This window comes from Nonomuraea sp. CA-141351, assembly GCF_050944675.1.
GTDB lineage: Bacteria > Actinomycetota > Actinomycetes > Streptosporangiales > Streptosporangiaceae > Nonomuraea.
On sequence record NZ_CP191982.1, the window covers coordinates 11667107 to 11686008 of the forward strand.

Below are 18902 nucleotides of genomic sequence, written 5' to 3' on the forward strand. Positions count from 1 at the left end.
GTCTGTCGATGTGGAAACTGTCGGACCCGCGCTTCACACTCGCCATCGACACCTGAATTCGGGAGGGATCTATGGCGAGGGGATCCAGGCGAGGTAGGAACAGACGACGAAAGTCCGGTGGAGATCTGTGGGTGCTCGCCCTTCTGGGGGCCGTAATCGCAGTCGTTCTCATAGCCAGATACCCGGGATGACCGGCGACGCATTCGAGCATCTGGTCGCCGAACGGATGATCGCTGAGGGATTCCGCCGGGTGACCGTGAGGGGCGGCGCCGGGGACGGTGGAGTGGACATCACCTCCGGCAATCTCACCCGCCAAGCCCGCCAGGAGGCGATCAGCGCACGCCGGCCGCTGATCGTCGTCGAGCGGGACCGCCTGGCCGACTGGCTGATCGGCAAGGTCACACTGCTGCCCAGGCGCCTGACCGGCCCGCTGATCGAGGGCGACGAACTGGCGGGCTGATCCGCGCGCCGGAAGCACCAGCGCAGTGCCCCCGGAGTCGGGTGAACGCCCTGGCTCCGGGGGCGGAAATCACTTGGTCCGGTAGATACGCACGTAGTCGAACTCGGCTTCGACGGGCGGCTGGGCACCGCCGTGGGCGACGAGGCCGATGCGCGGCGCGGTGTCCTTCGGGAAGGTCCACACGCCGCCCCACGTCCACGTCTTGCCGTCGCGGCTCGAACCGGCGCGGAACTCGTGCTCCCCGCTCACCGGGTCGACATGGTGGGCCAGCCTGAGCCAGGTCGTCCTGGCCGGCGGGCCGACGATGTTGCCGCCGTAGGAGAGGCGGCCGGCGAACGGGAGCTCCCGGCCGTACTCGACCTGACGGGTGTTCCAGATGGCCACCTGGCTGAGGCGGGCGAATTCGTCGTCGGAGACGTAGGCGATCAGGCCCGCCTGCTGGTAGTTGCGTACGGTGTCCTCACCGAGGTCGAGGGTCACCTTGGTCTCCGCGATGTAGTCGCCCTCCGGCGCGTCCCGGAGCAGGACGCTCGCGGTGTTGGCGGTGCCCACCAGGTCGGCGCTCTGGACCGGCCAGCGCAGCACGCCGCCTTCCACGCGGGCGTTCGGATCCTGGCGGACCCACTGCCAGGAAGAGTCCGCGCCGTCGAACTCGTCGGCGTCGGCAAGGCCGCCGGTACGGGGCACCGGCGCCGGACGGGTGACGGGCTTGGCCAGCCTGGCCACGCTGACGTTGTCGAAGTCGGCCACACCATCGGCTACCAGCGCGAACGTGCCGGACAGCGGAGCCGGCGAGTCGAGGCGGACCCTGGCCTGAGGGTCGCCGAGCCGGCTCGACGAGACCTCGGCCGTGATCGTCCGCCCCTTGACCGTGACGGCCAGGTTGCGCCACGTCGCGGCGCCGCCGGGCAGGGCGACCGTACGGTGCGCGTTCCCTGCCGTGACGGTCAGGCCGCTGCCGGACACCGTCGCGGTCGCGCCGCCGATCCGCAGCCCGGCCGACTGCCCGGCCAGGCGGAGGTCCGTTTCAGCGCGAACATCCCCGCCGACCGCCTGCCGCGCCGTCAGCGTGCCCTTGTCGGTGTGCCGCACATATCCCTCCTGTACGGTCCAGCCCGCACCGCGCCATCCCGACAGATCATCAGTCAGGCTCACGAACCCACGCGTGACCGGCGTCTGGTCGGACCGCTCCGAGGGCCCGGCGCCCGCCCGCACCGCCGGCCAGCCGTCGATCCAGTCCAGCCGGTCGAGCAGCATCGGCCGCTCGTTGATCCCGTACGGCTCGTCCAGGAACGGGTCGTTCCGGTCAATCGCGTGGTACAACATCCAGTCCTGACCGGAAAGGTCGGTGAGCTGGGCGTGGTGGCCGGTGCCGATCCAGCGGTTGCCGTTCTGGTCGAGGACAGGGGTTCCGCCGGCGCGGGACGCGAGCAGCGGCTGGCCCTCGCGGTCGACGAACGGGCCGCGCGGGCTGGTGGCGCGGCCGGCCAGGACCGAGTAGCCGGTGGTGGGGCCGGCGCAGCAGTTCGCGGACGAGGCCAGCAAGTAGTAGTAGCCGTCGTGGCGCACCACGTACGAGCCCTCGAACTTGTTGTCGATGGCCACCTGCGTCGGCTGTCCCACGGTGTGGAGGCCGTCCGGGGTCAGCTCCGTGACCCACAATCCCCCGAAAAATCCGCCGAAGTAGAGGTATTTCCGGCCGTCCACGTCCGTGAACTGCGCCGGATCGATCGTGTTCCAGTACGAGTCCCCGGACGGCCGCGGCGCGACCACCGGGGCCGAGAGGTGGGTCCACGGGCCGGTCGGGGTCGGGGCGGTGGCCGCGCCGATCGAGAAGTCCCACTCGTGCGGGGTGCTGGTGGTGTTGGTGACCGTGAAGTACATGACGTACCGGCCGTCGAGGTAACGGACGTCGGGCGCCCAGAGCAGGCTGCCGGGGGCGGCGTACGGGGGCAGGTTGTCCTCGCCGAACGCGTCGCCCACGTACGTCCATGAGACGAGGTCGGTGGAGCGGGCGATCGGCAGCCGGTGGTGCTTGCCCTCGCCCTCGCGTAGCGGGTCGGAGGTGCCGTAGGAGTACCAGTAGCCGTCGAGGCCGCGGATCACGGAGGGATCGGCGAAGGTGTCGGCGAACCCCGCTGACACGGGATTGTCGTACGACTGCCCAGCGAGTGAAGGCGTGAGTAACGACATGACCAGCGAAACAACCGCTGCGATACGCATATATCAGCCTTTCAAGCCACTACGAGAGATGCCTTCGATGACGTACCGCTGGGTCAGCGCGAACAGGATCAGCACCGGAACGCTCGCCAGCACGGCACCCGCCATGATCACGGGATAGTCGATCGTGTACGCGCCCTGCAGGATGGACAGCCCAGGCGGCAGGGTGAAGTAGTCGGGACTGAAGATCACGAAGACCGGCCAGATGAAGTCGTTCCAGTTGCTCATGAAGCTGAGCACCGCCAGCGTGGCCAGCGCGGGCTTCGACAGCGGCAGCGTGACCCGCAGGAAGATGTGCCAGTGGTTGGCCCCCTCCATGAGCGCCGCCTCGTCCAGCTCGCGCGGCAGCCCGAGGAAGAACTGCCGCAGGAAGAACACCCCGAACGCCCCCGCGGCCCCCGGCACGATCAGCGCGGTCAGGCTGTCCAGCCAGCCCAGCTGGTCGATGATCAGGAACTGCGGGATGAGGAAGACGAACCCGGGCACCAGCAGCGTCCCCACGATGACGCCGAACATCAGCCGCTTGCCCCGGAACTCCAGCCTGGCCAGCGCGTACGCGGCCAGCGACGAGACGAGCAGGACGAGCAGCATGTGCCCGGTGGCGGCGATCAGGCTGTTGAGGAACCAGCGCAGCACCGGCGTCTGCGTGGTGCCCTCGAAGAGCTTGCCGTAGGCGTCGGCGGCCGGTTCGGCGGGCCACAGCGTGGGCGGCACCCGCGTGGCCTCGGTCTTGCTCTTGAACGAGGTGCCGAGCGCCCACAGCAGTGGCGCCACGAAGACCACGGCCAGCGCGACGAGGACCGTGTAACGTCTCACGACCGCCCCCTGAAGAGCCGGAAGTTGAGCACGCTGACGACGATCAGGGCGAGCGTGAGGACGTAGCTCATCGCGGAGGCGCTGCCCATCTTGTACTGGCTGAGCCCCACGTCGAGCATGTAGTTGATCGCGGTCCTGGTCTCCCCGCCCGGCGCGCCCTGGGTCAGCAGGTACGACTGCCCGAACATGTTGGCCGAGGCCAGGATCGTCGTGGTCACCACGAACAACGCCACGGGCCGCAACCCGGGCAACGTCACGTGCCGGAACTCGGCCCACCGCCCGGCACCGTCCACTTTGGCGGCGTCGTACAGCTCGCGAGGGATGTCCTGCATCCCCGCCAGATAGATCACCCCGTTGAACCCCAGCGTCCACCACACGGTCACGCCCACGAGGGCGACCCACCCCCACGGCAGTGAGGTCGTCCACGCGATGTCGGTGCCGAGCAGCCAGTCGATGAGGCCGAGGTTCGGGTCGAGCAACAGCCGCCACATCAGGCAGACGACCGCCACCCCCAGCACGTACGGGGCGAAGAACAGCCCTCGGAAGAACGTCCGCCCCCGGAACGGCCGGTTGAGCAGCAGCGCGATCCCGAGCGGCAGCACCACCAGGAACGGCACGCTGAACAGCGTGAAGATCCCGGTGGCCCGCATCGACGTCCAGAAGTCGTCATAGACGGCCGACGAGGGGTCGAAGAGGGCGGAGTAGTTCTCCAGACCGACGAACGGCTTGCCTTCGAGCAGGTAGTCCCAGTCGTGGAGGCTCACCCAGATCCCGAAGACGGCCGGCGCCAGCACGAAGACGCCGAAGAGCACGAGGTACGGCGCCATGAAGAGGTAAGGCGTGGCCCGCCCGGACCAGGTGAGCGCTTCGGATCTGGCTTTCCGGGCTGTTGTGACGGTGAGCGTGACCATCAGGCGCCGTACTTCTTCCGGTTCTGCTCGAGAATCTTGTCCGCCTTGGCGGCCGCCTCGGTGAGCGCGTCCTTCGGGCTCTTCTTCAGCAGGATCGCCGCGTTGACCGCCTGGTCCACGACCGCCGAGGCGTCCCCGATCCCCGCCACGGACGGCAGGAAGTACAGGTAGTCGATCTGGGAGCCGATCGCCGCCTGCTCCTTCAGCGCCTTGAACTCGGCGCTCTCGCGGATGGACTTGCGCGCCGGGACCTGCCCCGCCTTGGCCCACTCGATCGAGTGGCCGCTGATCCAGTTGATGAACACCTTGGCCGCGGAGAGCTTGTTCTGGTCGGGCTTGCGCTGTTTGAAGACGACGAACTGGTGCGAGCCCGCCCAGGCGGAGGGCTGCGTGCCGATCTGCGGCAGCGGCGCCACGCCCCACTCCAGGCCCTTGACCTCGCGCAGCGTGTTGATGGACCAGATGCCGTTCCAGTTGAAGGCGGCCTTGCCGTTCTGCAGGGCGATGAAGTCGGCGTCCTGGCCCACGTTCTTGGGGCTGTAGCCCTTGTCGACCAGGTCGACGAGCCAGGTCAGCGCCTGCACGCCGGGCTCCTCGGCGAAGCGCGACACGCTGGCGTCGTCGGCGAACAGCCGGCCGCCGTTCTGGTGCAGCAGGGTGCCGAACTGCATGCTCCCGGTGAACGGGAACGGCGTCGCCCAGTGCCCCTGGATGCCGGCCTTCTTGAGCTTCTCGAGGGCGGCCAGGTACTCCTCACCGTTCTTGGGCGGGTTGTCCGGATCGAGCCCGGCCTTCTCCATGACCGTCTTGTTGTAGAACATGCCGAGCGGGTGCACGTCCAGCGGGATGGAGTAACGCGCGCCCTTGTACACGCCGGCCTGCCAGACCGGCGGCGAGAAGTCAGCCTCGGTCAGGTTGAGCGCCTTCGCCACGTCGTCGAGCGGCAGGACCACCTGCCGGGCGGCGTTGGTGGCCACGCTGTCGACGTGCATGATGCCGATGTCCGGGCCCTGACCTGCGGAGACGGCGGCCGGAACCTTCGCGTAGTAGTCCGACCACTGGTAGACGTTCATGGTGACTTTGATGTTCGGGTGCTCGCCGTTGAACTGATCGACCAGCCGCTTCATGAACGGGCCGTCGCCGCCCGTGAAGCCGTTCCAGAACGCCAGGGAGACGGCGGGGCCCGTGTAGGTCGTGGGGGCGGCCGTCGCCTGCGCGCCCGTCTGCTGCTGCCCCGCCTGCCGCGGCCCTCCGCCCCCGCCGCATCCGGTGAGGACCAGAGCGCCGAGACCGAGACCGAGCGCGCGCCGCCGGGTGAGGTTATCCAGGGACATCTGCATCACACTCCTGCTGCCCTTGTGGTGATGCCTCGTTCTACATCGTTGTATCTAACGTTGTAAACAGCAGCGGAGTGGTTGTTACATCGTTGTAAATCGGCGACTGCCCGGCATCACGGGCCTACCCATAGGTAGGCCCGTCCGAGCCGGGACCGATGGTCAGCCGGCTTCGCCGCCGGCGACGGAGACGAAGCCGGTGCCGGCCCGGTAGTTGGGCGACTGGTGGCGGAAGTAGGTGTTGTAGACCTCGCAGTAGCGGCCCCCGCGAGCCAGCAGGGTCGCGTGGTCGCCCTCCTCCACGATCCGCCCGTGGTCCAGCACGATGATGCGATCGACGTGCTCGATGGTGGACAGCCGGTGCGCGATGACAATGGACGTCCGCCCGGCCAGCACCAGGTCCAGCCCCTCCTGGATCTGCGCCTCGGTCAGCGGGTCGACGCTGGCCGTGGCCTCGTCCAGCACCACGATCGCCGGATCCTGGATCAGCAGCCGGGCCAGCGCGACGAGCTGCCGCTGCCCCATGGACAGCGCACGCCCGTGCTCGCCCACATCCGTCCGCAGGCCGTTGGGCAGCGCGTCGATCCAGTCGCCGCCGCCGACCGCCGTCGCCGCCGCGCGCACCTCCTCGTCGCTCGCGTCCGGTCTCGGGTAGCGGATGTTGTCGGCGACCGTGCCGCTGAACAAGAACGGCGCCTGCGGCACCGCACCGATCTGCCGGCGGTAGTCCCCCAGCTCCAAGGTGCGGATGTCGCGCCCGTCGATCAGCAGCCGGCCTTCCTGGAACTCGTAGAACCGGGTGATCAGCTTGCTGAGCGTCGACTTGCCCGCGCCGGTGTGGCCGACGAGCGCCACGGTCTCCCCGGCCTCGATGAGCAGGTCGAAGTCGCGCAACACCGGGTGCTCGGGGTCGTACCCGAAGGTGACGCCCTGGAACTCGATGCGGCCCGCCAGCCGCCCCGGAGGCTCCGCCGCGGTCTGCACCACGCGCGGCGGGGCGTCGATCAGCGCGAAGACCCGCTCGGACGCGGACAGGCCCTGCTGGAACTGGGACCAGAACGCGGCGATGGACGTCAGCGGGAACCAGAAGAGCGACACTCCTTGCAGGAACAGGTACCAGTCGCCGGCGGACAGACCACCGTCGAGCACCGCCGAGCCGCCCAGCTGGACGAGGCCCACCGTCGCGAGCCCGGCCACGAGGAACAGCACGGGGAAGATGGTGGAGAAGACGAATCCCTGCCTGAGCGTCACCTGGTAGCTCTGCTGGTTGATGGGCCGGAACTCGTCGTAGACCTGCTGCTCCTGGCGGAAGTTCTTCGCGATCGCGATGCCGCCCATGGTCTCCTGCAGGTTGGCGTTGACCCGGCTCAGCGAGCGCTGCGCCCTGCGGGTGCTGACCCTGGCCAGGCGCCGGAAGAGCAGCGCGAAGCCCACCACGATCGGCACCACCAGCAGCGTCATCAGGGCCAGCTCGACACTGCGCACGAACAGCAGGACCGTCACGAAACCGACCATCAGTGTCTGGCTGATCAGGTCCATCGTCAGCGTGGACACGGTGGCGAAGTCGTCGGTGTCGGACGTCACCCGGCTGACGATCTTGCCGGACGGCGTCTCGTCGTAGAACGAAAGGTCGCGCTCCAGCACCGCGTCGAACGCGTCCTCACGCAGCCGCAACACCACATCCCCGGTGACCCGCGCGCTGTTCTTCTGCCGGATGTAGTTGAACACCCACGACAGCCCGCCCGTGACCAGGATGCCCGCCGTGAGCAGCCAGCCGACCTGGCCGATCGTCCCATCGGCGAGCGCGTCGACGGCCAGGCTCCCCAGCGTGGGGATGGCCGCCTGGCTCGCCGACATCAGCACGATCATGGTGGCGACCAGCACCATCGCCCCGAGCTTCGGCCGGAAGTACGAGATGATGCGGCGCAGCAGGTCGCGGTCGCTGTAAGTGCGGTCGTAGTCCTCGGCGTCGAGGCCGTCCATGATGAAGCCCATCAGCGCACCCCTCCCTGCTCCACTGCCAGGACCTCGTCCTCGGCGCCCTCTCCGTCCATCTCCACCTCGTCGTAGTGCGCGAAGATCCGGCGGTAGAGGCGGCTACGTGTGATCAGCTCGTCGTGCGTGCCGAAGTCGACGACCTCGCCCCGCCGCAGCAGCAGCACCTTGTCCGCCCACCGGATCTGCGACAGGCGGTGGGTGATCAGCAAAGTCGTACGCCCCTCGAGGATGCGCCCGATCGCCTGCTGGATCTTGTCTTCCGTCGCGGAGTCGATGGCGCTGGTCGAGTCGTCGAGCACGAGGATCGCCGGATCTGTCAGCAGGGCCCGCGCGATGGCCAGCCGCTGGCGCTGCCCTCCGGAGAGGGTTACCCCACGCTCCCCGATGACGGTGTCGTAGCCGTCGTCCAGCTCGGCGATGAACTCGGCGGCCTGAGCGTCCTCCGCCGCCCTCACCACGGCCTCGTGATCGGCCCGCTGTCCCAGGCTGAAGGCGATGTTCTCGGTCACGGACCGGGAGAACAGCACGATGTCCTGCTCGATGGTGGAGATCTGCGACCGCAGCGAGTCCAGGTCCCATTCGCGCACGTCCACGCCGTCGACGAGGATCCGCCCGGACGTGACGTCGTAGATCCGCGGCACCAGCTTGGTCACCGTGCTCTTGCCCGACCCGGTCTCGCCGACGATCGCCACCGTCTCCCCCGGCCGCACGGTGAACGTCACCCCGCGCAGCACCGGATCCTCGTCGTCCTCGTAGCCGAACGTCACGTTCTCGAAGACGATCTCCCCGCTGATCGGCGCGGCGTGCCCGTCCGCCCGCTGCTCGATCTCGCTCTCCGAGGTCATGATGCCGAGGATCCTCCGCGCGGAGACGATGCCGATCTGCATCAGCGAGAACGTGAAGATCGACATCTGCGTCGGGAACCCGAGCATGCCCATGAGCCCCATGAACGCCACCAACTCCCCGATGGTGATCGCCCCGGTGCTCTGGAGATAGAGGGCGTGCCACAACGCCCCCGCCATGGCGAAGGAGAACAGCAGGGTCGGCAGGTAGCGGGCCTGCACCAGCCCGTTCTTGACGAACGAGTCACGATAGCGCCGCGCGTTGGCCCGGAAGCGCCGCCGCTCCTGCCCCTCCTGCGCGGTCACCTTGATCACCTCGATGCCACGTACGGCCTGGTTGAGCCCCGCGTTGAGGTCGCCGAACTGCTCCCTCATGCGCGTCGCCACAGGGTTGAGCTGCTTCATGTAGCGCCAGAGCGCGAACGCGAACACCACCGCGAACACCCCGGGCGCCAGCAGCAGCCGCAGGTCGATCGCCCCGATGAAGAAGAGAGGCACCAACCCGGTGAGCCCCGAGTCCACGATCAGGTCGGCCCCAGGCGTGATCATGATGGAGAGCTGCCGGATGTCGTTGGCGGCCCTGGCCATCAAATCGCCGACCCGCTGCCGGTTGTGGAAGGTCTGGCTCTTGCCGAGCAGGCTCACGTACAGCTCGTCACGCGCGTCCCGCTCCAGCCGCTTGGCCAGCACCTCGCTCGACAGCCGGGCGACGAGATCGAACACCCCCCGGGCCGCCACGATCGCCAGCAACGCCAGCGCGATCAGCCCGAGCGCGTCCAGCGGCTCGCCCCGTTTGCCCAGGACGGCGTCGAAGGCGTCACCGGTGAACTGCGGCACCATGGCGTTGAGCACCACCATGACCAGCGACCCGCCGAGGAACCCGAGCAGGTGCAGGGGGTGGCGGCGCAGATGGGACCCGAGCCAGCGCACCGGGCCACCCCGGTTGTAGCGCGGCCCGGAGATCGAGAACTCCGAACTGCTGGTGGTCACGAGCAGGCCTCCCCCGAGCGCGAGCTGGCAGTATCGAACCTGCTTTCTATCACTGGCCACCGACAGTTTCCCAGTGCTTTTCCGCGGCCCCAGGGACGCTCCCGGACAGGACCGCATCCATATCCGTTCGGTGTTTTACCCGGTACCCCCTCACGCTCCGCCCAAGGTGTCGTTACGCTTCGAATGGCCAACTGTCCGTCAGCAGATCCAGGGGATCGAGGATGGCGACGCAGGAGCAGATCGACGCCGCCCGACGGCAGATCGAGCGATTGCGTGATCAGCACGGTGGCGACCTACGCGTTCTGATCCAGGTCATTGACGCCGGCGCGATCAAGGGCCCCGCCGCTGACGAGCTGCTGCGCGAGGTGCACGGCTGGGAGCAGGCGTACAGAGGCCTGTTCAGCCGCGCCTTGGGCATGCTGGACACGCTCCACCCGGACGAGGCGGGCTGATGGGGCCCAAACCATCGCTGATCGGCATCGAGCCGACACTGATGACCCAGCTCATCTCCACGATGAAGCGCCTCAGCCAGACCGTTCCCGAGGTGGGCGCCCAGGTCGACAAGGCGCTGAGCACGCTCAAGCTGTCCCTGTACGGCCCGGGCACCGCACGCGACATCGGCCACCGGATCGGCACGAAGGTCCCCGACCTGCAGCGGCGGCTCGATCTGATGCTCGCCGCGCAGAAGGTCGCTCTCGACACGTCGCACAACTTGTGGGCCGACGAGTCCAAATGGCTGTCCGCCACGCCGGCGGAAGGCACCGCCACGGCCAAGCGCCTGGCCGACGCCCTGCGTACCGGGATGAAGCACGGCGGCACGATCGACGACAAGACCCTCGCCGAACTGCAGCAGCACCAGGACGACCCCTATTTCGCCGTGGCCTTCGCCACCCAGATGCCACCCCGGGAGCTCAAGCAGCTGCTCACGTCGCTCTACCGCCGCCACACCACCTCGGCGGGCCCCGACCCCGACGCGCTGGCCCAGCAGGACAAGCTCGCCGCCGCCCTCAGCACCATCCTCGGCACCGCCTCACGCGGCGCGGGCGACATGAAGCTGCCGAAAGGCTACGGCGACCAGCTGCTGGAGCACCTCGACACCCCCGAGACGGCATTCGCCCTCAACAAGCTCCTGCGGCACGGCAAGTTCGACGACGCCTTCCTGCGCGACCTGGCCAACAAGATCTACGACTACGAACGCGAGCAACCGCAGAGCTCGCTCTACTGGCGCAACATCATGCCCGCCACCCAGCCGGCCAACGACCTCCCGGCGGCACAGAAGGACCCGATGGCCGCCGTCGCGGCAGCCCTGGCCAACAACCCCAGAGTCGCCCAGGACTTCTTCACCGACCCCCAGCGCAAGCCACTCGACTACCTGATGCGCGGGCGCGTCTGGTACGAGGCCACGGACAGCGACCTCGGCCGGGCACTCGAGGCGGCCACGACCACATTCCGCGACCACGACCTGCCGCCGGGTGAATCACGCGGCTACAAGTCGGCGCTGATCGCCTCCTGGGCGATGCGTTTCTGGAGCAACCCCGCCGTCCAGTCCAACCTGCGTGACACCCGTCAGAACGTGGCCAACATCCTCGCCTCGTACATGAGCGATGTGCATCGCTTGTCGGAGGATCGGCTCTCGCACAAGGCAGGAGTCACCTCCGCCTCCGATCCCGACCCGCTTCTGCAGGGCGTGCAACCCTACGGCGCCATTCTGGACAGCGAGGGGATCAAAGGTGTGATGAAGTGGGCGTTCGACGACCCGGCGGCGTTGAAGACGGTTGTAGCGGCCCATGGCCAATACAGCATCAATGTGCTGGACGAACGGGCCGCGAAGATTGCCGCGCTGAACCGCGCCGACTTCGAGAAGTGGCACAGAGCCCACCCGCATGCGACCGCCGCCGAGATCGACGCCCAGCGCCAGAAGATCCTGACGGACCGGATGGCAGGAGCCGGCGGGGCGGGATTCAGCACGGCCGTGGAGGGACTAAGCAGAACCCTGTACACAATCACCGATGCGGGAAACCTCGCCAACATCACCAAAGCGGACGCGCATGACAAGATGTTCGGCGCCTTCAAGGACGCCGTCACCAGCGTGGCCGATCTGGTTCCCGGGCCTCAGGACAAGATCGCCGGACTTCTCTTCGACCAGGCCAAAGCGCAGGTGTATGGAAAGTTCGCCCCCCAGCAGGGAGAAGCAGCACGCAGCCAGGCAGACACCACCCTCGGCCAGAGCAGCGACATGTTCACCGACATCACGGCGGATGTGATGATGCGGCACGGGCTCTTCGGCGACGGGGACGTCCCCGCCGAAACGCACCCATACGCGTCCATCAACTATCCGCGCGGCTCGGAAGGCGACTTCGTGGACGGCGACAAGATCGTGCCGTGGAGCCAGATGAACGATTCGCAGCGCGAGGCCTACAACGAATGGCTTCACCTGCCGGACACCGGTCAGGTCTTCCGCGATCCCGCAAGAGCCGTCCAAAACGGCTTCGATCAAGCGGCGGGTTACGGAGGGCAGCACGAATGAGAGTGCCCCTCGCAGAGACGCTGCTGGTTGCGGCGTTGTTGGCGATGTCTGCCTGCTCGTCCTCCCCACCTCCTGACACGCGGCCGCTGGGGAGCGTTACGGCGCAACCGCAGGAATGCGGCCTGATCTCCAGGCAGGCCATCACGCGGGCCACCGGCCTGGAGGACTTCTTCGCTTCAGGTAGCCAACCGGGTGAACCCTTCGCACGTTGCATCGTCACGAAAATGCAGCGTGACGGATTCGGGGCACAGCTGTCGATCGAGCTCCACAACCCGTCGGCCATTTCGCTGGAAGAGCTCGAAAGCACCAAAGAGCACGACAAAGGGGTAGACCTGCCAGCCAACCTCGGCCCCGGGTTCACCGCCCAGATCGAAGGCAAGAACGGGCGCAGCACATACGCCTACGCCTGGACCGGCGACGCCCGCCGCAGGCTCTCCATCTGGATCACTCCAGGCGCCCCTGGCCGAGACCCGCGGGCGGACGCCATCGAGTTCGTCCGCCAGCTCAAGCCCCTCCTCCTGTCCACCCCCAAATAACAGCCGCATCAGGTCACGGGATGTCCAGGGCCGTCCCGTACAGGCGGGAGACCTTGATCCTGATCACCACGCGCCCCTCCCCCACCTGCTGCTCCAGATAGGCGGCCGGATCAGCCTGATCGCCCGCGAAGGCCAGCAGTTCCTCAGAGCTACCCGACACCTCGGCCTCACCCTCGGCCACCGCGAACGACCAGACGTCCGGCCCGCTCACGTGAAGCGCGACGTGCGGATCGTTGCGCACCTGACGGGCCTTGAGCCGGTCGGCCGTCGTGGAGATCCGGATGACCCGTTCGGCGGGGTCCCACCGGTAGAGGACGGTGGACATGGCCGGGTGGCCGCTGCGCTTCACTGTCGCGAGCACGCCGAACTGCTGCTCGCCGAGGAGCCTCACCAGCTCCTCCTCGGTCAGCGACCGAGGCGCGGGCCCTGACTGGTTCTCGTTCATGTGCTCTCCCATCAGATGGCGACCTGCTCGAGCACCGGAGCGGGAGCGGGACGGCGCAGTACGGCGAGGCTGATGAGAAGGGCGGCCGTGAGGAGCCCGGCGGAGACGGTGAAGGCCAGCCGGTACCCGCCCGTCAGCGCCGCCGCCTCGGTGGCCCCGGAGGCGAGCAGGACGCCGGTGCGCGAGGCGGCGAGCGTGGACAGTACGGCGACGCCGAGGGCCATGCCGATCTGCTGAGTGGTGTTGAACAGCCCGGACGCCAGCCCCGCGTCGTCGGCCTTGGCGCCGGACATGCCCAGCGTGGTCAGCGCGGGAAGCACCAGCCCGCCGCCCGCGATGAGCAGCATCACGGGGAGCAGGTCGACCGCGTACGACGCCTGCACCGGCACCCGGGTGAGCCAGGCCATCGCCCCCGTCAACAGCACCAGGCCGGCCACCAGGACGGCGCGCGCGCCGAAGCGGTTGTTGAGCCGGGCGGAGACGAACAGCGACACCCCGCCGATGGCCACCGCCGCGGGAAGCATCGCCAGCCCCGTGGCCAGGGCGCCGTAGCCGAGGACCTTCTGCATGTAGAGGGCGACGATGATCTGGAAGGCGAACATGCCCGACAGCGCCAGCATCTGCACCAGGTTGGCGCCCGAGACGTTGCGCGAGCGGAAGATGCGCAGCGGCATGAGCGGAGTACGCGCGGTCGCCTGGCGGACGAGGAACGCGGCCAGCAGGACGAGCGACACGGCGCCGAGGCCCAGCGTGTGGGCGGCCAGCCAGCCGTACTCCTCGACCTTGACGACGGTGTAGATCCCCAGCATCAGCCCCGCGGTCACCAGCACGGCGCCGAGGACGTCGGCACCCCCGGTCAGGCCCGCTCCCCGATCGGCCGGGAGAGCCTTGATCGCCAGCGCGACGGTGGCCAGGCCGATCGGCACGTTGATGAAGAAGATCCAGTGCCAGCTGAGCGCATCGGTGAGCACCCCGCCCAGCACCTGACCGATCGAGGCCCCGGCCGCGCCGGTGAAGCTGAAGACGCCGATGGCCCTGGCCCGCTCAGCGGGCTCGGTGAACAGCGTCACCAGGATGCCCAGCACCACCGCCGAGGCCATCGCGCTGCCCACCCCCTGCAGGAAACGCGCGGTGATCAGCACGCCGGGGCCGGTGGCCGCCCCGGCCAGCAGGGAGGCGGCGGTGAAGACCGCGTTGCCGGCCAGGAACATCTTCTTCCGGCCGATGAGGTCGCCGAGCCGTCCGGCCAGCAGCAACAATCCGCCGAACGCGATCAGGTACGCGTTGACGGTCCAGCTCAGCCCGGCCGGAGTGAAGCCCAGGTCGCGCTGCATCGAGGGCATGGCCACGGTCACGATGCTGCCGTCGAGGATCGTCATCAACATCGCGGCGGACAGCACGATGAGGGCACGGAGTTTGGAATACGACATGGTCTCTCCTGTTCAGACGCAACAAGAGAAACCGTAGCAGATAGTTTTGTTGTAGACGATCCCTTGCGGACCTACTGTCGTGCTCGCCGTGCCGGCCGCGGCGCCTCCGCGGGAGTGGCGAGGTGCCCTTCGACCAGCCGGTTCATGGCACGGAGCAGCACCTCGCGCTCGTCCTTCGGCAGCGCGTCGAGAGCCTTGCGGTGAACGCCGTCCACGATCCGCTGGCTGCGCTCGGCGACCTCCCGGCCCTTCTCGGTGACCGCGATGATCCTGGCCCGCCGGTCGGTGCTGGACGGGCGGCGCTCGGCCAGCCCGGCCTTCTCCAGGGCGTCCACCGTGACCACCATCGTGGTCTTGTCCATGTCGCCGATCTCCGCGAGCTGGATCTGGGTGCGCTCCTCCTCGATGGCGTGGACCAGCACGCAGTGCATGCGAGCGGTCAGCCCGATCTCGGCGAGCTCCGCCGCCATCTGGGTACGCAGGACGTGGCTGGTGTGGTCGAGCAGGAACGACAGGTCGGGCTCCGCGCGTGATGGCGCCATGGCGGTCATGGACCCATTCTAGTTTCGTTGCGGATTATCTTTACCGGGCCCAGTGCGAGGTCCGATATCCGCCGTTCATCCGCTCCAAGCTTGGCGAAGATGAACGCCATGATTGAACATCCCCCCGGCCAGGCGTACGAGCTCCGCGGCCGTCGCATCTGGGTGGAGCAGCACGGAGAGGGCGACGCCGTCCTGCTGCTCGCAGGGCTGGGCCCCGCGGGCTCGCATGTGATCTTCCATCCGCACTTCGACGCCCTGGCAGCGGACCACCGGGTGATCTACGTGGATCTGTACGGCCGCGGCCGCTCCGGCCGTCCCCAGGACCTCACCGAGATCACCTTCGCCGACGACGTCGCCGACGTGGCCGCGCTGCTCGAGCAGCTGGGCCCCGTGCACCTGTACGGCTTTTCGTACGGCGGCCTGATCGCGCAGGCGATCGCCCTGGACCATCCGGCCATGGCGCGTACCGTCACCCTGGCCAACACCCTGCACAGCCCCGAGATGTGGCAGCTCAACCACGCCAACATCAACCGCGAGCTGGCCACCCAGTTCCCCGAGGTGTGGGAGCGGATCCAGGCGCTGCGGCTGGAAGGACTGCGCTCCACCGACGGGCCGCTCAGGCAGGAGTTCGCCAAGGCGGCGGCTCTGGTCCGCTTCTACCATCCCGCCAACGCCGCCCTGCTGGCCGACGAGCCCGGTGCCAGGAACCAGGAGCTGTACCCGATCTTCTGTGGCGACGACGTCGACTTCGTGATCGGGGGTGAGGTGGCCAGGATCCCGGACTTCCGACCCCGGCTCAAGGAGATCGGCGTTCCCCTGATGGTGCTGGCCGGCCGCCACGACCGGGCGTTGCATCCGGCGCTGCAGCGTGACTTCCAGCGCTTCGCGCCCCAGGCCCGTTTCCACATGTTGGAGCGCAGCGGCTCGTTCGGCCATGTCGAGGAGACGGAAACCGTCCACTCGCTGCTGCGTGACTTCTGGCAGCAGGCATGACCTCCCCGCCGAAGCCGGTGGAGCTTGGGCGGCCGACGGCACGCCGCGACTTCGGGTTGCTGTGGGCCGGGCAGTCGTTGTCGTTGTTCGGGGACCAGTTCATGACGCTGGCGCTGCCCCTGCTCGCGGTGACGGTGCTGGGCGCGACTCCGGCCCAGGCGGCGCTGCTGCCGTTCGCGCTGTTCCTGCCCTTCCTGCCGCTCGGCCTGCCGGCGGGCGCCATCGTGGACCGGCTGCCGCGCCGTACCGTCATGCTGGTCTGTGACGGCGTGCAGGTGATCGCGTTCGGCGCGATCTGGGTCTCGGCGGTCACCGGCGTTCTCAACTTTCCCCTGCTGTTCGCGCTGGTCCTGCTGAGTGGTTGCGCGGTGGTGTTCTTCCAGGTCGCGTACACCTCATATCTGCCCGGGCTCTTCCCCGACCCGGGCCGGCTGCACATCGGCAACACGCGCCTGGCGCTGTCGGAGTCGACCGCCAAGGCGGTCGGGCCGATGGCCGCGGGGCCGGTCATCGGGGTGCTCGGCGTGGCCGGCGCACTCCTCGCCAACACGCTCAGCTTCGCCGCCTCGTTCGTGACGCTTGTCATGATCCGGCACCGGGAGGCGCCGCCCGCCGTCACCGTGCAAGAGCGGGGCTGGGTACGGCGAGACGTCGCGACCGGGCTCAGGTTCGCGCTCGGACACCCGATTCTGGAGCCGGTCCTTGCCTGCGGCACCGTTTATCTCCTGTTCCTGTCCATGGTCGAGACCAGCCTGGTCCTGTACTGCCGCAACGTCCTGGGGCTGTCCCCGCAGTGGATCGGGATCGTGGTGGGCGCCGCCGCGGCCGGCTACCCGATCGGCAACCTGGCCTCGGCCGTCCTCATCAGGCGTCTCGGCAGTCCGCGCGCGCTCATGCTCGCCGCCACCGTGTCGGTGCTGGGCATCGTGGCCATGCCCGTACTCGGGGCGCACGGCAGCCTGGGAGCCGCCGGCCTGGTCATAGGCAGCATCGTGCACTGCGTGGGCGAGGGCGCGTTCAACCCCACCTCGCTGACCCTGCGCCAGACGCAGACCCCGCCCGAGCTCCTGGGGCGGGTGGCCGCCGTGCAGCGGTTCCTGCTGTGGGGCGCGGTCGCGCTCGGGTCCCTGCTCGCCTCCGCCGCCACCGCGCTCGGCGGGCTCGAGGCGACGGTGTGGATCGGCGCGCTCGGCACGATCTTGTGTCTCCCCGCCCTCCTCCGCCGCGGCATCCGCACCGCCACGCTCGGCCGCACCGCCTGACCTCGCCCGCCCCGCTCGGCGAACACGGCTAATATGTCCAGTCAAGTTATGGATCACGTACTTGGAGCAGTCTTGACCCAAGACGAAGCAGCACGTATCCACCGTCTGTCAGCGATCAGAGCGCTGGGCGACGCTCTCGTTGACGACGTCGAAGGCACCTCCCCGGTGTCGCACCTTGACCAGGTCAGCGACTTCCCCGCGAACATGCGCATGGGACCGTGGGCCATGGGTGTGCTCGGATGGCCCTTGACCAAGGAACACGACAAGATCGTCGGCTACGCCGAGAACACGGTCTACAGCACGATCGAAGGCCTGCATGATGATCGGGACCGGCTGCACTTGGTCGCCGACAACATTCAGACCACGGAGAACAGGAACGTGGACAATGTCCGAGGGCTTTAAGATCCCCGTCCCCGGCGGGACCCCGGACCCGTTCCAGCCGGGTGACCAGGGCGGCGACCTCAAGCAGATGCAGTACTCCACCCTGGCCATGTACGCGTTCTCCGCCGCGTTCTTTCCCGGGTTCATGCGGACGGTCGTCGGGTACGGGCTGTCGGTACCGGCCGACCCACAGGTGATGCACAGGGCCGCGGACGGCTGGAGCGCCCTCGCGAACGGCGTCTACGCCGCGGGCGTGACAGCGCAGGAGCAGCACAACGGCGTTTCCTCGGCCAGCTGGCAGGCGCCGGAGCGGGTGCTCTACGGGCAGAAGGTCGCCGACTACGCGATGGAGTCGGACGCCGCGTCCGGCTCAGCCCACGGCCTCTCGTGGCTGCTCAGGGTGGTGGCCAATCTCTGGACGGCGTACATCTACTTCAACCTCGGCATCGCGAGCCTGGCGGCGGCCACGGTGGTCAAGGCCATGCTCTTCGGGCCGGGAAGGTACTACTACAAGTTCGAGGCGAAGTCGCTGGAGATACTTGCCGAGAAGAAGCTCCGCGAGCTGCAGATCTTCGTGCTCAGGACCGTGCTGGGCATGGCCCTGAAGTACGGCTCCGCCTGGATGGTCGAGCGCAGCCTCACGGACGGCCTCAAGAACCCGCAGTACGCGGCGGGAGGGACCCAGGCCGGCACCGCCGAGGTCTGACCGCCCGCATGCTCAGTAGCCGAGCTTCTTACGCATGCGGTCCAGCTCGCCCATCGCGTCGCTCATCATCCGGTCATAGGCCTGCTGCGCCTCGGCCATTGTCGCCCGGGCAGTCTCCGGGTCGCCCATGGCCGGGCCAAGCCCTCCGAACACGCTTGTCATGATCGCGGACAGCTGGTACTGAAGGTCGGCGTCGGCGTCGCGGATGGCTGCGAGGATCGCCGCGGACATCTCGTGGACGCTCATCCGTTTCGCCCTCGGATCGATGTCGAGCCGGCTCACGCCGTCCTGCGCGGTGCACTCGACCGCGATGAGACCGTCTGCGGCCGTGGCCCGGCCGACCGCCGCCGCGACCCCTTTCTGCGCCTCGTCGAAGTCGGCCACCCGTCTCTCGGAATCCCGCAGGAACGCCTCGACGTCGATGTTCGCGAAATTTCCGAGCGGGTCTTCCACGTGCTTTCCTCCATCCACGTACGTTCTTCACGGACGGTAATAGCACAAGCCTGTTT

At 68.2% G+C, this 18902-nt stretch carries 18 protein-coding genes; 8 read left to right on the forward strand and 10 right to left on the reverse strand.

Going from position 1 to position 18902, the window contains the following annotated elements; genetic code table 11:
- Positions 1-187: 187 nt before the first annotated feature.
- Positions 188-460, forward strand: a complete 273-nt coding sequence (locus ACQPWU_RS54980; RefSeq protein WP_433435071.1) for a restriction endonuclease — start codon at positions 188-190, stop codon at positions 458-460.
- A 69-nt stretch (positions 461-529) separates the two neighbouring features.
- Here ACQPWU_RS54980 and ACQPWU_RS54985 read toward each other — a convergent pair whose 3' ends face one another.
- The 6 genes from ACQPWU_RS54985 to ACQPWU_RS55010 all read right to left on the reverse strand — a co-directional run bounded on the left by ACQPWU_RS54985 (position 530) and on the right by ACQPWU_RS55010 (position 9571).
- A complete protein-coding gene (locus ACQPWU_RS54985) occupies positions 530-2683 on the reverse strand; it encodes a family 43 glycosylhydrolase (protein ID WP_433435072.1) in 2154 nt (717 codons plus the stop codon).
- A 3-nt stretch (positions 2684-2686) separates the two neighbouring features.
- Entirely contained in the window at positions 2687-3496 is an 810-nt protein-coding gene (locus tag ACQPWU_RS54990; protein ID WP_433435073.1) for a carbohydrate ABC transporter permease, read from the reverse strand.
- Complete coding sequence (locus ACQPWU_RS54995) at positions 3493-4407, reverse strand: carbohydrate ABC transporter permease (RefSeq protein WP_433435074.1); 915 nt, start codon at positions 4405-4407, stop codon at positions 3493-3495. The genes ACQPWU_RS54990 and ACQPWU_RS54995 overlap by 4 nt, the downstream gene beginning before the upstream one ends.
- The gene (locus ACQPWU_RS55000; RefSeq protein WP_433435075.1) at positions 4407-5741 is read right to left on the reverse strand and encodes an ABC transporter substrate-binding protein; all 1335 of its coding nucleotides are present in this window, start codon (positions 5739-5741) and stop codon (positions 4407-4409) included. Before ACQPWU_RS55000 ends, ACQPWU_RS54995 begins: the two co-directional genes overlap by 1 nt.
- A gap of 162 nt (positions 5742-5903) precedes the next feature.
- On the reverse strand, positions 5904-7736 hold the full coding sequence (locus ACQPWU_RS55005; RefSeq protein ID WP_433435076.1) for an ABC transporter ATP-binding protein: 1833 nt from the start codon (positions 7734-7736) through the stop codon (positions 5904-5906).
- The gene (locus tag ACQPWU_RS55010) at positions 7736-9571 is read right to left on the reverse strand and encodes an ABC transporter ATP-binding protein (RefSeq protein ID WP_433435077.1); all 1836 of its coding nucleotides are present in this window, start codon (positions 9569-9571) and stop codon (positions 7736-7738) included. Before ACQPWU_RS55010 ends, ACQPWU_RS55005 begins: the two co-directional genes overlap by 1 nt.
- A 221-nt stretch (positions 9572-9792) precedes the next feature.
- Here ACQPWU_RS55010 and ACQPWU_RS55015 point away from each other — a divergent pair, with 221 nt between their 5' ends.
- The 3 genes from ACQPWU_RS55015 (at position 9793) to ACQPWU_RS55025 (ending at position 12634) form a co-directional block, all read left to right on the forward strand.
- Positions 9793-10023 (forward strand): hypothetical protein, encoded by a 231-nt coding sequence (locus ACQPWU_RS55015; RefSeq protein ID WP_433435078.1) that lies wholly within the window; start codon positions 9793-9795, stop codon positions 10021-10023.
- Positions 10023-12098 carry a DUF6571 family protein gene (locus tag ACQPWU_RS55020; RefSeq protein WP_433435079.1) on the forward strand — a complete coding sequence of 692 codons (2076 nt, stop codon included), beginning with the start codon at positions 10023-10025 and terminating at the stop codon, positions 12096-12098. The genes ACQPWU_RS55015 and ACQPWU_RS55020 overlap by 1 nt, the downstream gene beginning before the upstream one ends.
- Positions 12099-12322: 224 nt before the next feature.
- Positions 12323-12634 carry a hypothetical protein gene (locus tag ACQPWU_RS55025; RefSeq protein WP_433435080.1) on the forward strand — a complete coding sequence of 104 codons (312 nt, stop codon included), beginning with the start codon at positions 12323-12325 and terminating at the stop codon, positions 12632-12634.
- Positions 12635-12647: 13 nt separating this feature from the next.
- Here the strand turns inward: ACQPWU_RS55025 and ACQPWU_RS55030 are convergent, their stop codons facing one another.
- From ACQPWU_RS55030 to ACQPWU_RS55040, 3 genes are all read right to left on the reverse strand, one after another.
- Entirely contained in the window at positions 12648-13079 is a 432-nt protein-coding gene (locus tag ACQPWU_RS55030) for a pyridoxamine 5'-phosphate oxidase family protein (RefSeq protein WP_433435081.1), read from the reverse strand.
- An 11-nt stretch (positions 13080-13090) separates the two neighbouring features.
- Positions 13091-14509, reverse strand: a complete 1419-nt coding sequence (locus tag ACQPWU_RS55035; protein ID WP_433435082.1) for a DHA2 family efflux MFS transporter permease subunit — start codon at positions 14507-14509, stop codon at positions 13091-13093.
- A 71-nt stretch (positions 14510-14580) separates the two neighbouring features.
- Positions 14581-15060, reverse strand: a complete 480-nt coding sequence (locus ACQPWU_RS55040; RefSeq protein WP_433435083.1) for a MarR family winged helix-turn-helix transcriptional regulator — start codon at positions 15058-15060, stop codon at positions 14581-14583.
- Positions 15061-15159: 99 nt separating this feature from the next.
- Between ACQPWU_RS55040 and ACQPWU_RS55045 the strand changes: the two genes are divergently transcribed.
- From ACQPWU_RS55045 to ACQPWU_RS55060, 4 genes are all read left to right on the forward strand, one after another.
- A complete protein-coding gene (locus ACQPWU_RS55045) occupies positions 15160-16044 on the forward strand; it encodes an alpha/beta fold hydrolase (RefSeq protein ID WP_433435084.1) in 885 nt (294 codons plus the stop codon).
- Positions 16041-17306: an MFS transporter gene (locus ACQPWU_RS55050; protein ID WP_433435085.1), complete on the forward strand. Its 1266-nt coding sequence runs from the start codon at positions 16041-16043 to the stop codon at positions 17304-17306. Before ACQPWU_RS55045 ends, ACQPWU_RS55050 begins: the two co-directional genes overlap by 4 nt.
- Positions 17307-17378: 72 nt before the next feature.
- Positions 17379-17708 (forward strand): hypothetical protein, encoded by a 330-nt coding sequence (locus tag ACQPWU_RS55055; RefSeq protein ID WP_433435086.1) that lies wholly within the window; start codon positions 17379-17381, stop codon positions 17706-17708.
- Positions 17692-18393 (forward strand): hypothetical protein, encoded by a 702-nt coding sequence (locus ACQPWU_RS55060; protein WP_433435087.1) that lies wholly within the window; start codon positions 17692-17694, stop codon positions 18391-18393. The genes ACQPWU_RS55055 and ACQPWU_RS55060 overlap by 17 nt, the downstream gene beginning before the upstream one ends.
- Positions 18394-18405: 12 nt before the next feature.
- On the opposite strand, the gene ACQPWU_RS55065 is transcribed toward ACQPWU_RS55060, so the two are convergent.
- Positions 18406-18846: a YbaB/EbfC family nucleoid-associated protein gene (locus ACQPWU_RS55065; RefSeq protein ID WP_433435088.1), complete on the reverse strand. Its 441-nt coding sequence runs from the start codon at positions 18844-18846 to the stop codon at positions 18406-18408.
- Positions 18847-18902: the final 56 nt, after the last annotated feature.